Below are 17298 nucleotides of genomic sequence, written 5' to 3'. Positions count from 1 at the left end.
CCGTTTTCTTATTAAAAAAGCTCACAAGCCTGTCTCCGGCATGAGTGTATGCAAAATTTTCTCAGGCACTGCATCATCCTGCCAGACCAGCTCCACATCTGTTACGCTGACAACGGAGCGAAAAAACTCCGGTAATCTGGCATAATCTTTAGGCGTTGTCACAAGCTGTGCCTGATGTTCACCCGCCAGAGCCTGCAAACACTCAAGCTCTGCAGTTTTATAAAAATGATGGTCAGCAAAAGATATGGTTTTCACCAGGGTAATACCAGCCTTCGCCAGGCTGTCAAAAAACTTACCAGGTCGGCCTATCCCAGCAAAAGCAATACAGTTTTTATCTCTCAGCGCAATGCTGTCAGCAAAACAGGTTTGCAAACCCGCCTGTATGATTTTTTCTGGCGGGAAACTGCCTGCATAACGTGACAGAAAGCCTGTCTTATCCTCACCAATTATTATAATCGCAGAAGCACGTGACAGTGCCCGTTGCGGACTTTCCCGCAACGGACCGGCAGGAAGAACCTGTCCGTTTCCCAGGCCTGCCGCACCATCAATAATCAGCAAAGAAAAATCTTTATGGAGGGTAAAGTTTTGAAAACCATCATCCATAATCAGGCACTGTGCACCACGGGCCACGGCCGCACGCGCTGATAAAGCACGGTTTCCACCGATCCATGTCGGGCTTACTGCTGCGAGCAGCAGTGCTTCATCCCCTACATCTTCAGCTGTATGACGTGTCAGATCAACCTGAACGGGCCCTTTGAGTTTGCCCCCGTAGCCACGCAGTAAAATATGCGGCGTAATATTTTTATTTTTTAAGCGAACAGCAAAGTCGATTACGACTGTTGTCTTACCAGTGCCTCCGGTTGTTATATTACCACAGCATAAAACCGGCACAGGCGCCTTAAAACTACGCTGCCTCTCTTTTCCTGCTGCAATGAGCTTAACGCCCCAGGCTAAAGGTGAAAGCAGTAATGACTGCCAGCCTGTTTGCTGTTTTTGCCAGAAAAGAGGCGATTGTCTCATGCCTGCACCAGGGCCATAATTTTTTCTGTTAACGTCATCAGTAAACCTGAGTGACCGGCAATAGCTTCTTTAGCGGCGATCGCACGCGCCATCATCACCTGTTTGTCTGACAACACAGAGATGACCCACTCTGCCAGGCTTTCTGCTGAACGCGTTACTGTGACACTCTGACCAAGCATTTCAAAAGCATCGGTAAAGTTTTGGATCAGCGGCCCCGTGGCCAGGGCATTATCAAGCCGGGCAGGCTCAAGCGGATTATGCCCGCCACCATGCCCCTTAACCTCTTCCAGGCTGTTGCCGATAAATACGCAGTCTGAAACACGGTAAAACAAACCCAGCTCATCCAGAGTATCACACACCCATACGGGCGTAGTGCTGTCAGGGAGCGCCCCCATCGAACGGCGTGGCGCCCCCCCGGCAAGAGCGGCAACAACATTACCACGCTCAGGATGCCGGGGAACGATAACTGTCAGAAGTTGTGGTATTTTTTTTCTTGCAAGAGCAGCAGCCTGCAAAATGATCTCTTCTTCACCCTCATGCGTGGAGGCTGCCAGAAAAACCGGACGCCCCTCAGTGCATTTTTTCACCTGCAGCAAAGCTTTTTCATCAACAGGCAGAGGCGGGGCGGCCATTTTAATATCGCCTGTGGGGCCATAATTCAGACGGCCAAAGGCGGAAAAATGCGCTTTATCCTGCGCCGAGCGCGGAAAAACCCAGCGACACCGCTCAAGCATACGACGAATAACATCAGGTGCTTTTGACCATGTGGCCAGTGAACGCTCTGACATTCGCCCGTTGACCAGGATTACCGGAAGATTTTTAGCATGACACAGGCCGAAAAGATTTGGCCACAGCTCACTCTCAGTAAAAACGGCAACCTGAGGCTGCCAGTAAGACAAAAATCTCTTACCCCAGCGGGGCACATCAAACGGTACAAACTGATGAATGATATTATTATTTGTTTTTAAAGTATTTTTTCTTTTTTCGACAAGCTGAGCAGCTGTCACCGTACCTGTTGTCACAAGCGCATGACAGTCAGGATTATATGTCAGACAACTTTCGACAAGCGGCAAAACTGAAACAACTTCACCAACACTGGCGGCATGGAACCATATCACCTTTCCACTGGGACGAGAGCATGTCGCAAACCCCATTTTCTCACGTACACGGGATGGCAGCTCTTTACCTTTGCTCTGACGCCAGCGAAGGAGAAATGGCAAAGCAGGTGATAAAACGCTTGCAGCACCATACCACAGGCAGGAAGGGGTAATTTTCAGAGGATGAAAAAAAGCAGAGGAGGCTGATACTGTCCTGTGGCATCTTTTTTCTTCCGCCAGCATCATTTGCCTGGTCAGACTTTCGGTCAGCTGATGAGTTGCTTCTTCATTTTTTCTATCGGGATAAATCGGATCAGCACAAACAAAAGCACCCCGACCAAAAGGCAGAGGAAAAAACATTTTATCCCATGATTTTAAACGAAAACCAGAGCAGGATGCACCCACAGGCACCACCGGTTTATCTGTCAGTGAGGCCAGAGCCAGCGTGCCCTGCTGCACAATACGACGAGGACCACGTGGCCCGTCAGGGGTAATAGCAACCAGACTGCCATTTTTTAAACATGCGCGCATACGGCGTATAGCCGCTGCGCCCCCTTTATTTTTTCCTTTACGATCAGAAGACCCGGCAATGGACCAGATACGCCATGGCCGGACAATTTCAGCAATCATCCGCCCGTCAGCATTGCGGCTGATAAGCACATATAAACGTAGCTGTGAGTTTTGAGGTTCAGCCCACCACCAGATTACTGGTGTTAGCGGTAATATCTCATGCCAGAAAGCAACAATTGTTGTCAGACCATTTTGACCAGTTAACAACGTGTGGGCTTCTGGCGTAACCTCAAAACTCCACCTCGTTGTTTTTAAAGCAAAACCAAGATAGGCTCTGACAATATTTGTCAGAGCCTTCTGAAAAAAAGCCTCTTTAACAGAGGGCGTTTTGAGCCGGTCAGAAATGAGACAGCTCTAAAAAAGACGGCGACGCAAAGCAAAGCCTTCAGCGCGTTCGTTCTGCACTGAGGGCTGGTAAGCTACGGTAAAGGCTTTATGCGCACGCTCCCATGCGGCGACATCAGCCCCTTCAGGCAGAACAACATCGGTTACACCACAACGCAGCAAAAACTCATACTGGTCAGGCAGGATATGACCAGATGCGCGAATATCACCGGCAAACCTGAGATGCTCGCGCAAAGCACGCGCCTGGGTAAAACCACGACCATCACGAAACACAGGAAATACCACCTCTACGGCATCAAGCTGAGAGACAAAATTCCGTAAGCTCTCAACCTCATCACCAGAGGCCAGGACGACACCAAGACGCCCCTCTCTGCCATTTTTCTGCGCGATACCAGCATCAAGCTGACTGAGCGGCACAAGGATATCCCCCGATGGCAGAGTATCCTGCTCTGAAACTACAACCCAGGTATCATCCTGAATCTGACCATTTTTAAGCAGAGGCATAAACGGCATCCTTGAACGGTGCATTACCTAAACGGCGGCACGTCTCAATAAACTGCTCACCGGCCTTACGGCTGGCAAGATAGGTGTCAATGATACGTGCAATCGCATCAACGGTTTCATCTTCAGACAGTGCTGAGCCGAGGATCTGCCCGATGGACACTTCGCTCTGGTCAGACGCGCCACCAAGAGTAATCTGAAACGCTTCCTGTCCGCGTTTATCTACACCGAGAATGCCGATATGGCCAGCATGATGATGACCACAGGCATTAATGCAGCCCGAAATATTCAGGCGCAAAGTGCCAATTTCGCGCTGCAGCTCGGGGCTGGAGAAGCGTTCGCTGATTTTCTGAGAGATGGGAAGGGAGCGCGCATTAGCAAGCGAGCAGTAATCCAGCCCCGGGCAGGCAATAATATCAGTAATAAAGCCCGCATTTGCAGTTGCCAGAGCATAGGTCTGAAGGGTTTTCCACAGCGCATAGAGCGCATCCTGGCGCACATGACCCAGCACAACGTTTTGCACGTGTGTAATACGCAGCTCACCAAAACTGTACTGATCGGCAAGATCAGCCAGAACATTCATCTGTTCAGCCGTCACATCACCGGGAATACCACCGGGAGGTTTGCATGAGACGGTAACAGAAATATAGCCAGGCTGTTTATGCTGATGCGTATTGGTATTCACCCAGGCATCAAACTCCTGGTCAGCTTTACGCTGCTGAGCAAGCTTCTCTGCCGCATCTTCAGGAGGCAGAAAAACAGGAGCACCAAAACGGGCACGGATATCCTCCACCACGCTTTCAGGCAGTTTGTAGCGGGCTTTGTCCATCGCAGCGAATTCGGCATTAACATGCTCAAGGAATTTTTCGGCACCAAGAGCCTGCACCAGAATTTTAATACGAGCCTTATAGATATTATCGCGACGGCCAAAAGCATTATACACACGCAAAATCGCCTCAAGATAAGCGATCAGATGTTCTTCAGGCAGGTCGTCACACAGCTTAACGCCGACAACGGGGGTACGCCCAAGGCCACCACCGACATAAACCTCGAAAACAGTACGGCCATCTTTGCCCGGATGCGCTTTAAGGCCAATATCATGAAAGCGTGCTGCAACACGGTCTCTTGGGCTGCCTGAAATAGCAATTTTGAACTTACGCGGCAGAAAGGTGAATTCCGGGTGCAGGGTAGACCACTGACGCAAAATTTCAGCATATACACGCGGGTCGAGCACCTCATCACTGGCGGTACCGGCAAACTGATCTGCCGTTACGTTGCGGATACAGTTGCCGCTTGTCTGAATAGCGTGCATTTCAGTTTCGGCCAGAAGCTCAAGAATTTCCGGCGTATCTTCAAGCTTAATCCAGTTAAACTGAATGTTCTGCCTGGTGGTAAAATGCCCGTATCCCCGGTCATAACGCTCTGCGATATGCGCCAGAGTGCGCATCTGTGAAGAGCTGACAACACCATAGGGAATAGCAACACGCAGCATGTATGCGTGGAGCTGCAGATAAAGGCCATTCATCAGCCGAAGCGGTTTAAACTCTTCTTCCGTCAGCTCACCGGACATACGGCGTGCCACCTGATCACGAAACTGGGCAATGCGCTGCTTTAAAAAAGCTTTATCAACAGCATCATAAGAATAGCGCCCGACAGACAGGGCAGGGTGAGGAGTTTGGGGCATTTTTTACCGACTTTGACTGAAGAAGAAAAATAAAATCCAGACAGGCAGATCAGGAGGCCGAAGGAGCAAACTGAGGGTGTGTGCTTGGGCCATCAGCACGTATAATTTCACGTGTTGTCACAGGCACCGGCCCCGCATCTGTCAGAGTGACCTGCACCCCATAAATGCCAACCAGACCTTCCTGCTGAGCCAGACCCTGATATTTGGGCAGAATCTGCTCAATTTCAGTATTATCAAACACTCTGGCCTGTTTGAGGAAAGGCTGCCACGATCCATCTGCCGCCAGCCAGACAATACGACCATCAAGCAGATTGTTCGCGGTCAGAACACTCGACCCTTCTGTGTCACGGCGGTTATTTCTACGGTCCATTTCACACTCTCACAACACATCTGAAGCCAGGCCGGCAGAAATTCACGCCGGCATATCGTTGATAAAATACTGTTATCTGACGAAAAACAGCCAGTATATGCTGCATAATAACAGTTTTTTACGTGAAATCAAACAATCCTCTGTCCATTTCTGAAAAGACGGGCCTCTGCAATATTTAACCCCTGGCAGGAATCAGAAACGGACTGGTGCTTTGTATGCACCGGAAAAAATACTGGCACACTACGCTCAGGCAACTGTGCTGAATAATGCAGAAAACCATTGCGCCGGCCATGACGCACCAGCGCAATCTTACCCCCGGTTGCTGCATTTTCAGGAAAAATCTCAAACGGTCGTATCATTGCTTCTGCCGGGCCGGCAGGACATGAGGTTGCAAACGGCAAAACACCGGCTTCGTCAGGTATAAAAAGACCTGTATCAGCCTGGATGACACCTTTAAAACTGACGGCTTCTCCCAGAAACTCCATCACAAAGGCTGTTTCGGGTGCTTCATCAAGCTGGGCCGGGCTTGCATTCTGCACAATACGCCCGTGCTGCATCACGACAATACGATCCGCAACTTCAAGTGCTTCTTCCTGATCATGAGTGACGAGAATAGTTGTCAGGCCAAGCTGATCATGTAACGCACGAAGCCAGGTTCTGATTGCACGGCGCACAATCGGATCAAGAGCACCAAAGGGCTCATCAAGCAGCAACACATCAGGACGCGTTGCGAGCGCACGGGCAAGGGCCACGCGCTGACGCTGACCGCCAGACAGGCGGGAAGGGTAAGCCTTACCCAGATCAGGAATCTGCATAAGGTCTAATAATTCCTGCACACGAGCCGAAATCTCAGATGCTGACGGACGCTGCGCCTTTGACAAAACATCCAGGCCGAAACTGATGTTACGGGCAACTGTCATATGCGGGAAAAGTGCGTAGCTCTGAAACACAAAACCGACTTTTCCCGCTCTCTCCTGAATGCTGGCCAGGGTCTCTCCGTTCAGGGAAACAGTTCCTGAATCATATTTATCAAGGCCGGCGATAGCACGCAAAAGGGTGGTTTTACCTGCACCTGATGGCCCGACAAGGGCGACAAATGCACCGCTTTCGACTGACAATGACACATCACTGAGTAATATGCGCTCACTACCGGGAGCACATCTGATCAGGTTTTCAACAACAACACTCATGAGGGATCTTCCCGGGGGCGGTTCATAAAATCAGGAAGTGAACGTAAAAAAACAACGGTCATCGACATAAAAGCAAGCAGAGCTGCCATCGTGAAGGCTGCCACCGTCTGATAACCATTATACAGGCTTTCAATATGTAAAGGCATTGTTTCTGTCAGCCCCGGGATATGCCCTGACACCACAGAAACCGCACCAAACTCGCCCATTGCACGGGCTGTTGTCATGAGAACACCAGAAAATAACGCAACCCGTGCACCAGGCAATGTCACTCTGAACAAAATTTGCCAAAACCCTGCACCTGCCAGAGTTGCGGCCTCTTCAGCATCACGCCCCTGCTGCTCCATCAATGGGATAAGTGTGCGCACAACATAGGGCAGGGTAACAAATAATGTCGCCAGAATGATACCAGGCACCGCAAAAGCGATCTGGATCCCCATACGATCAAGTGCAGAACCCCACCAGCCCTGCGCACCAAACAACAAAAGCCAGACCAGACCAGAAACAACAGGAGAAATGCTCAGAGGCAGTTCGACCAGCACCAGCAACAGACCTCGCCCCGGAAAACGAAAGCGGGTCAGAAGCCAGGCTGCAAGAATGCCAAATATCGTATTCAGCACGACCGCAACCACAGTCACCTCAAGTGTCAGCTCAATCGCTGCAATACCATCCGGGTCCTGAAGCGTTTTCAGAGCGGGCATAATGCCATGACTCAGTGCTTCAGCAAGAATAACAGCTGGTGGCATCAGCAAAACCAGGCCTATCAGGCCCCAGGTTGCGCACCACAGAAAAAAGCGGGTCATGATGCAGATGTCCAGACTGAGAGTTTTTTGCGAACGGCGCCGACAAAAATCAGAGACAGAAAAGAAATCAGCAACAAAATAAGAGCGATAGCCGTAGCACCGGAATAATCGAACTCCTGCAGGCGCACGACAATAAGTAAAGGTGCTATTTCACTTTTAAACGGCTGATTACCCGCAATAAAAATAACAGAGCCATATTCGCCCATACCCCGCGCAAAAGCGAGGCCAAATCCGGTTATAACTGTGGGGATAAGGGGTGCGAGCAGAACCCGCCCTATAACCTGCCGGGGTCTGGCGCCAAGAAGTCTGGCTGCCTCTTCAAGCTCGTGGGGCAGGTTTTTTAAAACAGGCTCAATTGTCCTGACCATAAAAGGCAGGCCAACAAACATAAGAGCCAGAACAATACCCGTGCGGGTATAGGCAACATCAATGCCTATTTTGGACAGAGGAGCACCAAGCCAGCCTCTGGGGCTGTAGAGCGTAGCCAGTGTAATGCCTGACACCGCAGTTGGAATAGCAAGTGGCAGATCAATCAGAGCATCAGCCATTTTACGGCCAGGAAGGTGACCGCGAACCAGCATCCATGCCAGAAACAAACCCAGAGGAATATTTAAGAGTGCAGCAGCAACCGCACTCGAAAAACTGGTCCATAACGCTGCAAACATACGTGTATCATGCAGCTCGTTCAAAACCATGCCAAAACCATTTTGCCAGGGACGCAATGCCAGAGCAAAAAGAGGCAAAATAATAAAAAAACCGGTCCAGACGAGTGTCACAGTAAGTGACAGACGATAGCCGGGCAGGGTGGAATCTCCTCCCTGCCAGAAGAGAGCAAAAGCTTTTTTCATTTTTCCGGCTACCATAAGCAAGCGTTAGCCCATGACACTAAACAGGTGACTACAGAGTTTTACGCGCAGATGCAGCAAGAGCTACATTGCCTTTAATAAAGTCTGTCAGTTTTTTTACACCCGCATCAGCACCATTGTCAGCTGTTTCAAGGCGCAGGGCAGGACTTTCAGGAGCTTCATACGGCGCATCGATACCGGTGAAACCTGAAATTTTTCCGGCACGGGCTGCTGCATATAACCCTTTAGGGTCACGCTGTTCACACACAGAAAGAGCAGCATCAACAAAGACTTCATTAAAATCTGAGCCAATAATCTGCTGTGCGAGAGCACGATCAGAACGTAACGGGGAAATCAGGGCGACAAGAACAACCTGACCTGCATCACTCAGAATTCTGGCCACTTCAGCTGCACGACGAACATTTTCTGTCCGGCTTTCTTCTGAAAAACCAAGGTCTTTGCACAGGCCTGCACGCAGCGTATCCCCATCAAGCACACTTACATTAAGGCCCTGAGCAAAAAGCTGAGCCTCTGCACCGCGGGCCAGAGTACTTTTCCCTGAGCCGGAAAGCCCGGTCAGCCAGTACACGCCACTGCGATGGCCAGCCTGACGTGCACGGTCAGCCTGCGTTACACGGCTTGCACTGGGGTGAATAGCATTTTCGCCCTGAGCAACTGCAGCCGCATCAATCAGCGGTGCACCGCCAACGATACGCTGCTGACGATCAACCAGAACACCACGACCATCAGCGGTACCCGGTGTAAAAGGGTCAAACAGAATATTTTCTGAAGCGGCAAGTGTAACCTCAGCAAAACCTTCAGCAGGCACTTCATCGCCAGGGTTCTGGGTCAGGTTCTCAAGGTCAAGTACACTGTCAATCGATGCAATTGTTACATCATGCTCTGCTGTCGCCAGGCGCAGCTTAAAGCTCTCACCAACATGCAGCGGTTCCTGACGCAGCCAGAACAGACGGGCTTTAATGCGTGATGCACTCACAGGAGACGCCTCGGGCTGAAACAGAATATCACCACGATCGGGGATAACATCCGGCTCAAGCGTTACAGCGACAGACTGCCCTGAAACGGCAGAAATCTGCGGGGCTGTGTGCCAGCTTTCGATAGAGGCAATACGGGCAGGTGTTTTCTGTGTGCCAATAATGACCGTTTCACCAACGCGAACACGACCACGTTCGATACGACCGGCAACATAGCGTTTATCTCCGAAACGATAAACATCCTGCACCGGCAGACGCAGAGGCAGCTCGTTACGGGATTCAGGTGAGGGAACAGCTGACAGCGCTTCTGTCAGTGTCGGACCTTTGTACCATGGTGTACGCTCTGAACGTGCCGCAATATTATCACCATCACGAGCAGAAGCCGGAACAAAAACGGCAGCTTTCAGATGCAGTTTCTCCAGCAGGTCAGTCACTGACTTCTGAACGGCCTCAATTTTTTTCTGATCAAAATCAAGAAGATCCGCTTTATTGAGCAGAACGATGACGTGCCTGATGCCGATAAGATGCAGCAGCATTGCATGACGACGTGTCTGCTCCTGAGCGCCTTCGGCTGCATCAACAACCAGCACAGCGGCCTCTGCATCGGCGGCACCGGTTATCATATTACGCAAAAACTGGCGGTGGCCGGGGGCATCAACAATAACAAATTCACGTTTGTTCAGATGAAACGGGATACGGGTTGAATCAACCGTAACGCCCTGGTCACGTTCAATCTGCAAAGAGTCGAGCAGAAAGCTCCACTCAATTTTGAGGCCACGTTTTTTAGATGATTCAATAATCTGGGCGACCTTACCATCCTGCAGATTATCTGTATCGTGCAGCAGCCGGCCAATAAAAGTAGATTTACCATGATCGACATGGCCAACAATAACAATTGGCGTTGCTGCTTCGTGAGAAAAAGTATTGCTCTGGGTCATGATCTTTCCTGTCCGCACTAAATATCAGAGATAACCTGCAACACGCAGACGTTCGAAGGCATCCTCAGACTCATGATCCATCGCGCGGCCTGAACGCTCAGATGTCCGTGTCGTTTCCAGCTCTGCAATAACCTCAGCAAGTGTTGAGGCATTACTTTCAACCGGACTGGTAATATCCTGATCACCCAGAGAGCGATAACGTTTACCATCTTTTGCAAAATACAGATCGACCAGGGGGATACCTTCACGCTCGATGTAACGCCAGATATCAATCTCTCTCCATGAAAGAAGAGGATGAACACGAATATGCATACCTTCTTCATGCGGGGTGGCATACTGGTCCCAGAACTCGGGAGGCTGATTGCGGATATCCCATTTATGGCTGGCACCACGAGGGCTGAAAACGCGCTCTTTAGCACGGGTACCCTGTTCGTCACGACGAATGCCGGCAATAACACCCTGCAGGCGGTGCTTCTCAATCATAGCCGCAAGACCAGCCGTTTTACGGGCAGCCGAACGGGCAGCCGGAGGAAGAGAAGGGTCCATTTCCTCTACAGGCGGGCAATCCCCAAGGAGCAGATCAAGCTCCCATTTTTTTGTATATTCATCGCGAAATTCGTACATTTCACGAAATTTTTTGCCTGTATCAACATGCATGACAGGAAAAGGCACGCGACCCAGAAAGGCTTTTTTCGCCAGCCACACCATGACGTTTGAGTCTTTGCCCAGAGACCATAACATGGCCAGAGGACGCAATTTACGATAGGCCTCACGCAGAATGAAAATGCTCTGAGCCTCAAGCTGATCTAAATGGTCCATAATGGATAAAAACCTGTTTCTAAAAAGTAAATTAAACCGTCACAGCATGCACCTTAGCGGGCTGTGTGAATACCGCATTCTGTCTTGGCAAGGCCGGCCCATCGTCCTGACCGTGCATCCTGCCCCTCTTTTACAGAATGTGTGCATGGCGCACATCCGATTGAAGGGTAACCCTCAGCAACCAGGGGGTGCGGAGGCAGGTCACGACGCACCATTTCCTGCCTGATCTCATCAGCTGACCATGCGGCAAGAGGATTGAGACGAACCTGGCCGTCATCTTTAACTTCGACAACAGACAAGGCCTGCCGTGTTATGGCCTGACCACGTTTACGCCCGGTAACAAGCACAGGATAAGGCAGGCAGGCCGTATCAAGCGGCTCAACTTTGCGAATACGGCAACAGGCGTCAGGGTCGAAAGCCCACAGCTCACCTGTAGGATCGAATTCGGCAATTCGGGCAGGGGGCGGAGCCGCGTCCTGCACGTTTGTCAAACCCAGTCTCTCAGCGAGCTCCTTACGGTAACGTAAAGTCTCAGGAAAATGCTGACCTGTTTGCAGAAAAATCACAGGCAAAGTCGGATCAGCCTCAGCGACGAAGGCCAGCAACAGCGCAGATTCAGCGCCAAAAGATGACATGACGGCAATCTTACCAGGCAGCAGTTCAGATGCCCGCCTTAAAAGATTAACCGGATCGTCTTCTGATTTCTTCAGTTCCTGAAGCACACTGGCTGTGACTGTCATCTGATTTCCCTCAAAAACAGGGTCTATGTTCTGATAGTGACTTATTCATTCGTAGTTTGAAATGCAAGCAACCAAATAATTCACTTTCTGATCAGTATTTAAGATTTTAACCGGATTAATGAAAAAAATTATAAAAATTCCACTTCAATAGCGTTGAACCCACAAATTACATATGGTGCTCTCCCGTCGTATTATCATTTAGTTGGCATAATATATCTTATAGGATTTATATATCAGAGGGGGAAACCGATAGTCTCCCGCAACTGAATGATGTTATTTCGATGCTCCTGCCGCTGCCTGATCAGGATTGTTCTGACGAAACAAGGTCCACTGTTCGGTCACTGTACCATCTGGTAAGTGGCAGTATGTGATCTGTCCCTTGCTTTCATTGCGTATCTCAATAGTCCCTTTCTGCTTTATGCAATACACAGTTGCTGGATTAGGTACTCTCAGAGTGCGAACCTGTGTCGTCTTGGTCAGAGATGCATCGGCAGATGGTTGATCAGGATGGCTGCATGCTGTCAGTCCTGCTGCCAGTGCGAAAATAACCATTCCCTTTTTAAAAGGTGAAAAATGAATCTGCATATCCTTGAGATACCCCCTTAAATTTCAAGAGAAATGACCTGATATATAAGATCATTTAACTCTTTTTTTACTGCTTATTATGAACTATAACTTAAAAAATTAACAGGTGCAGGCCGGACTTCCTTCTCTGTAGCAGAGGGCATCTCTCCTGCTGGCTTTCATGTTATAAAGCGACTATACTCGCCCCATTCTCTATCTCTCAATATTCAGGATTGCATATATTATGGCTGACGGTTCGCCTATCGCCCCCTTCTCTTCTGGTGCACCCCAGTGTCGCAATGACTGGACTGTTGCTGAAATTCAGGCCCTGCTTGACCTCCCGTTTCCTGAGCTGATGTTTCGTGCACAGGCAATACATCGTGCCAGCTTTGACCCGACCGATATTCAGATCTCAACTCTTCTCTCTATTAAAACCGGTGGATGCCCTGAGGACTGTGCCTACTGCCCACAAAGCGCCAGGCATGAAGAAAGCGTGAAAGCTGACCGTCTGATGGCGGTTGAGACAGTTCTGGAAGAAGCACGTAAAGCAAAAAGCGCAGGTGCAAGCCGCTTCTGCATGGGGGCCGCCTGGCGTTCGCCTAAAGAGCACGACCTGGAAACAGTCTGCTCTATGATTGAGGGCGTGAAGGAACTGGGACTTGAGACCTGTGTAACGCTGGGTATGCTCGATACAGACCAGGCTGAGAAACTTAAAAAATCAGGCCTCGATTATTATAACCACAACCTTGATACATCTCCTGAATTTTACGGTGAAATTATTACAACCCGCACCTATCAGGATCGTCTGGATACACTCTCAAACGTACGTGATGCAGGTATTAACGTCTGTTGTGGCGGTATTGTCGGCATGGGAGAAAATGAAACAGACCGTGCTGGCCTGATTGCTGCCCTGGCTACCCTGCCCGTTCACCCTGAAAGCGTGCCCATTAACCTGCTTGTACGCGTTAAAGGAACCCCTCTGGGTGAAGCTGAGACCGTTGATCCCATAGATTTTGTACGCATGATTGCTGTTGCACGAATCACCATGCCAAAAAGTCGTGTGCGTCTGGCAGCAGGTCGTGAAAACATGAGCGATGAGACACAGACCCTGTGCTTCCTGGCGGGTGCTAACTCAATCTTCTACGGTGAACGCCTGCTCACAACCCCCAACCCTCAGGCGCAGAGAGATCGTAAGCTGCTTGATCGTCTTGGTATGCATACAACAGGTATCGGCCTGGATGCCGTACCAGTACACGCACCTGCATGAGCAACCATAAACCGGCTTTTATTTGATGACGTATTCAGTAAAGGAAATCTTTCTGACACTTCAGGGTGAAGGTGGTCAGGCCGGACGAGCCGCCGTGTTTTGCCGTTTCACAGGATGCAACCTGTGGAGCGGTCGCTCTGAAGACCGTGAAAAAGCACAGTGCCAGTTCTGCGATACTGATTTTATCGGCACCGATGGCCCTGGCGGCGGTAAGTTTGAAACAGCTGAAAATCTTGCCTCTGCCATTGCTTTGCAGTGGCCTGCTGATAGCGATTCTTACAGCCATCGGCTCGTTGTTTTTACCGGGGGCGAGCCACTCCTTCAGCTTGATGACGCTCTGATCAGTGCTATGCACAAACAGGGCTTTTCAGTAGCTGTCGAAAGCAATGGCACTATTGCCGCACCCGAAACGATAGACTGGGTATGTATCAGCCCCAAAGCAGGCACTGACCTTGTCCAGACGAGTGGCACCGAGCTGAAGCTGGTTTATCCTCAGCCTGGGCTTGATCCCACGTCACTTACCGCTCTTGATTTTAAACATTTCTGGCTCCAGCCAATGGATGGTGCCAATCAGCAGGACAACATACAGGCCGCTATCCGCTACTGTCTGCAGCACCCTCAATGGGGTCTGTCTCTGCAAACGCATAAACTGACAGGTATCCCCTAAGTTATGACCTTTCCGTCGCATTATCTGAATGAATCTGCTCTCGTACTATTTTCAGGCGGTCAGGATTCTGCAACGTGTCTCGCCTGGGCGCTGGCTCAGTTCGGCCGTGTCGAAACGCTTGGTTTCGATTACGGTCAGCGCCATGCTATTGAACTTGAGTGTCGCAAAACCCTCAGAGAGGGTATGACGGTGCTTAATCCATTATGGTCTGAACGCCTTGGTGAGGATCACACCCTTGCTCTGGGGGCTCTGGGCGATATTTCTGAAACGGCACTGACACGCAATGCAGAAATTGCGATGGCCGAAAACGGATTGCCCAATACCTTTGTACCCGGCCGCAACATTATTTTTCTGACTTTTGCCGCAGCTCTGGCTGCCCGTCGTGGTATTCGTCATATTATTACCGGCGTGTGCGAAACAGACTATTCCGGCTATCCGGATTGCCGTGACGATACGATTAAAGCCGTGCAGGTCGCGTTAAATCTGGGCATGGAAAGTCGCTACGTGCTGCACACTCCTCTGATGTGGATCGATAAAGCCGAAACATGGCGCCTGGCAGAAAATATTGGAGGGCAATCCCTCGTCACACTCATCAATCAGGAAAGTCATACCTGCTACATGGGTGAACGTGGCCCGGCTCATGCATGGGGGCATGGGTGCGGTCACTGCCCTGCCTGCGACCTGCGCAAAGCTGGATGGGAAAATTATAACGGGCCTGCGCCACATGCCTGATCTTGTTTTTACCCGTCGTTTTTCCATGGGGCACAGACTGATACACGGAGCAAGCGAACGCTGCGCCCTTCCCCATGGTCACAATGAATTTGTAACTGTGCGCCTCGCCAGCACAAGCCCTGCTCCGCTTGATGGTTCTGGCAATATGCCGGTCTCTTTTCAGCAGGCAAAAAGTACCTGGCATCATTTCATTGATGAAAAACTCGACCATGCCCTGCAACTGGCAGAGGATGACCCGCTACTATTATGGTTTGAAGCAAACGAACCCGAACGTGCTCAGCGCATCGTCGTCACCCCGGGAGATCCTACAACGGAACTCATGGTCTGCCTGATGATGGCAAAGCTCAATGCCTTTTTAAAGGCAGAGGGCGGACTGTTAGTATGCACTGAGGTCTCATTACAGGAGACCCCCACCAACACGGTCACTTTTGATGGCAACCCGGAGGATTTTTTACCTCGCCCCCGGGCACCTGAACAATGCTGGTGGTACAGGCCGGATATGTCGATATCTGACCCGTTATAAGAGGTCTTTTCAGACCTCTGCCCGCCCTGGGTTGTTAAGTTTCAGTATTTCAGATGTCTTCTCACGCAGCTTGCGACACAGTTCAGGATTATCAGCCAGTTTCTGACCGTAAGAAGGCACAATTTCCTTAAGCTTAGCGTCCCATTCAGGCAATTTATCTGCAAAGCATTTCTTCAGCACTGACAGCATAATCGGGGCTGCAGTTGATGCACCGGGAGAAGCACCAAGCAGTGCAGCAACCGAACCATCCTGGCTCGAAATAACCTCCGTACCGAACTGAAGCACGCCACCTTTTGCTGCATCTTTTTTAATAATCTGCACACGCTGGCCTGCTGTAACCAGCTCCCAGTCTTCAGCTTGTGCATCAGGAATAAAATCACGCAGCGCGTTAATACGCTCTTTATTTGATTCCATTACCTGCTGAATCAGATACCGTGTCAGGTCCCAGTTATCACGGGCAACCGCCAGCATTGGCAGAATATTGCCTGTTTTAACAGATTTAGGCAGGTCGAGGAGCGAACCTTTTTTAAGGAAGCGTGTTGAGAACCCGGCATATGGCCCGAACAGCAGTGCACGCTTGCCATCGATCATTCTTGTATCAAGATGAGGTACAGACATTGGTGGTGCACCAACTGATGCCTTGCCATACACTTTGGCACCGTGACGCGCGATGATGTCAGGGTTTTTACACCGCAGGAATTGCCCGCTCACGGGGAAACCACCTACACCGCGTGATTCAGGAATACCGGTTTTCTGGAGTAATGGCAGAGCACCACCACCGCACCCGATAAATACAAACTTCGCCTTAACAGTAAACTGTGTGTTGACTGTCAGATTATGCACTCTGAGCTGCCAGCCACCCGCCGGGTCACGTGTAATATCCAGAACATCATGACCGGTGTTAATGGTGCAGTGACCACTCTCTTTAAGATATTTTGTCAGCAGATGTGTTAAGGCGCCAAAGTTAACATCTGTACCATTAAGGCTGCGTGTAACGGCGAGTTTTTCACCAGGTTTACGATTCTGCATCACGAGAGGCATCCATTCTGCCATCTGTGCAGGATCTTCCGAATACTCCATCCCTTCAAACAGCGGATGCTGACTCAGCGCCTCGTAGCGTTTACGCAAAAATTCAGTATTTTTTTCACCCCATACAAAGCTCATATGCGGGATAGGCGTAATAAAATCCTCTGGATTTTTAATGAACCCGTTTTCAACCAGAAAGCTCCAGAACTGCCTGGAAACCTGAAAGGCCTCATTCACACCGACAGCTTTGCTGATATCAACGCTGCCATCTGGTTTTTGTGGCGTATAATTCAGCTCACAGAGAGCTGAATGCCCTGTGCCTGCATTATTCCATGCATCTGAACTCTCCTGAGCAACATCCTCAAGACGTTCAAAAATGCTGATCTTCCAGTCTGGCTGCAACTGTGTGAGCAGGGTTCCCAGGGTGGCGCTCATCACGCCTCCGCCGATTAAAGCGACATCAACCGAGGATACATTACTGGTTGGGGTGGAACTCATGATGATCTCCGCAAATAACAAACTTTGCTTTTAACCCGCAAACGATACGAAAAGACCTCAAAAAAAATATCATCTGACAAGCAAAAACATCAGGCTCATACTAAAAG

General features: G+C 50.1%; 17 protein-coding genes. 4 read left to right on the top strand and 13 right to left on the bottom strand.

The features are described from left to right. Window positions 1-21: 21 nt before the first annotated feature. From lpxK to HK11_RS04760, 12 genes are all read right to left on the bottom strand, one after another. The gene (lpxK, locus tag HK11_RS04815; protein ID WP_086554200.1) at window positions 22-1020 is read right to left on the bottom strand and encodes a tetraacyldisaccharide 4'-kinase; all 999 of its coding nucleotides are present in this window, start codon (window positions 1018-1020) and stop codon (window positions 22-24) included. After that, on the bottom strand, window positions 1017-2894 hold the full coding sequence (locus HK11_RS04810) for a glycosyltransferase N-terminal domain-containing protein (RefSeq protein WP_233133314.1): 1878 nt from the start codon (window positions 2892-2894) through the stop codon (window positions 1017-1019). The genes lpxK and HK11_RS04810 overlap by 4 nt, the downstream gene beginning before the upstream one ends. 147 nt (window positions 2895-3041) lie before the next feature. Further along, window positions 3042-3536 carry a DUF934 domain-containing protein gene (locus HK11_RS04805; protein ID WP_086554198.1) on the bottom strand — a complete coding sequence of 165 codons (495 nt, stop codon included), beginning with the start codon at window positions 3534-3536 and terminating at the stop codon, window positions 3042-3044. Further along, window positions 3523-5217, bottom strand: a complete 1695-nt coding sequence (locus HK11_RS04800) for a nitrite/sulfite reductase (protein WP_086554197.1) — start codon at window positions 5215-5217, stop codon at window positions 3523-3525. The genes HK11_RS04805 and HK11_RS04800 overlap by 14 nt, the downstream gene beginning before the upstream one ends. A 49-nt stretch (window positions 5218-5266) precedes the next feature. Next, window positions 5267-5587: a DUF2849 domain-containing protein gene (locus tag HK11_RS04795; protein ID WP_086554196.1), complete on the bottom strand. Its 321-nt coding sequence runs from the start codon at window positions 5585-5587 to the stop codon at window positions 5267-5269. A gap of 128 nt (window positions 5588-5715) precedes the next feature. Further along, window positions 5716-6777: a sulfate/molybdate ABC transporter ATP-binding protein gene (locus HK11_RS04790; RefSeq protein ID WP_086554195.1), complete on the bottom strand. Its 1062-nt coding sequence runs from the start codon at window positions 6775-6777 to the stop codon at window positions 5716-5718. Continuing rightward, window positions 6774-7577, bottom strand: coding sequence for a sulfate ABC transporter permease (locus HK11_RS04785; protein ID WP_198943226.1), 804 nt, complete (start codon window positions 7575-7577; stop codon window positions 6774-6776). The genes HK11_RS04790 and HK11_RS04785 overlap by 4 nt, the downstream gene beginning before the upstream one ends. After that, window positions 7574-8425: a sulfate ABC transporter permease subunit CysT gene (cysT, locus tag HK11_RS04780; RefSeq protein ID WP_086554193.1), complete on the bottom strand. Its 852-nt coding sequence runs from the start codon at window positions 8423-8425 to the stop codon at window positions 7574-7576. Before cysT ends, HK11_RS04785 begins: the two co-directional genes overlap by 4 nt. A 49-nt stretch (window positions 8426-8474) precedes the next feature. Continuing rightward, window positions 8475-10355 carry an adenylyl-sulfate kinase gene (gene cysC / locus HK11_RS04775; RefSeq protein WP_086554192.1) on the bottom strand — a complete coding sequence of 627 codons (1881 nt, stop codon included), beginning with the start codon at window positions 10353-10355 and terminating at the stop codon, window positions 8475-8477. 24 nt (window positions 10356-10379) lie between these two features. Beyond that, window positions 10380-11174, bottom strand: coding sequence for a sulfate adenylyltransferase subunit CysD (gene cysD, locus HK11_RS04770; RefSeq protein WP_086554191.1), 795 nt, complete (start codon window positions 11172-11174; stop codon window positions 10380-10382). Between the two features lie 53 nt (window positions 11175-11227). Next, the gene (locus HK11_RS04765) at window positions 11228-11914 is read right to left on the bottom strand and encodes a phosphoadenylyl-sulfate reductase (protein ID WP_086554190.1); all 687 of its coding nucleotides are present in this window, start codon (window positions 11912-11914) and stop codon (window positions 11228-11230) included. A 273-nt stretch (window positions 11915-12187) separates the two neighbouring features. Beyond that, complete coding sequence (locus HK11_RS04760; protein WP_233127660.1) at window positions 12188-12499, bottom strand: DUF333 domain-containing protein; 312 nt, start codon at window positions 12497-12499, stop codon at window positions 12188-12190. A gap of 223 nt (window positions 12500-12722) precedes the next feature. Here HK11_RS04760 and bioB point away from each other — a divergent pair, with 223 nt between their 5' ends. The 4 genes from bioB to HK11_RS04740 are packed head-to-tail and all read left to right on the top strand — an operon-like array spanning window position 12723 to window position 15667. Continuing rightward, complete coding sequence (bioB, locus tag HK11_RS04755) at window positions 12723-13745, top strand: biotin synthase BioB (protein WP_086554189.1); 1023 nt, start codon at window positions 12723-12725, stop codon at window positions 13743-13745. A gap of 25 nt (window positions 13746-13770) precedes the next feature. Continuing rightward, window positions 13771-14412, top strand: coding sequence for a 7-carboxy-7-deazaguanine synthase (gene queE, locus HK11_RS04750; protein WP_086554188.1), 642 nt, complete (start codon window positions 13771-13773; stop codon window positions 14410-14412). Between the two features lie 3 nt (window positions 14413-14415). After that, complete coding sequence (gene queC, locus HK11_RS04745) at window positions 14416-15144, top strand: 7-cyano-7-deazaguanine synthase QueC (RefSeq protein ID WP_086554187.1); 729 nt, start codon at window positions 14416-14418, stop codon at window positions 15142-15144. Next, on the top strand, window positions 15137-15667 hold the full coding sequence (locus HK11_RS04740; RefSeq protein ID WP_086554186.1) for a 6-carboxytetrahydropterin synthase: 531 nt from the start codon (window positions 15137-15139) through the stop codon (window positions 15665-15667). Before queC ends, HK11_RS04740 begins: the two co-directional genes overlap by 8 nt. 9 nt (window positions 15668-15676) lie before the next feature. Here HK11_RS04740 and HK11_RS04735 read toward each other — a convergent pair whose 3' ends face one another. Next, a complete protein-coding gene (locus HK11_RS04735) occupies window positions 15677-17191 on the bottom strand; it encodes a malate:quinone oxidoreductase (RefSeq protein ID WP_086554185.1) in 1515 nt (504 codons plus the stop codon). Window positions 17192-17298: the final 107 nt, after the last annotated feature.

It is taken from the genome of Acetobacter sp. DmW_043 (assembly GCF_002153485.1).
Lineage (GTDB): Bacteria > Pseudomonadota > Alphaproteobacteria > Acetobacterales > Acetobacteraceae > Acetobacter > Acetobacter thailandicus.
This window is presented reverse-complemented; position numbering and strand designations above follow the sequence as displayed.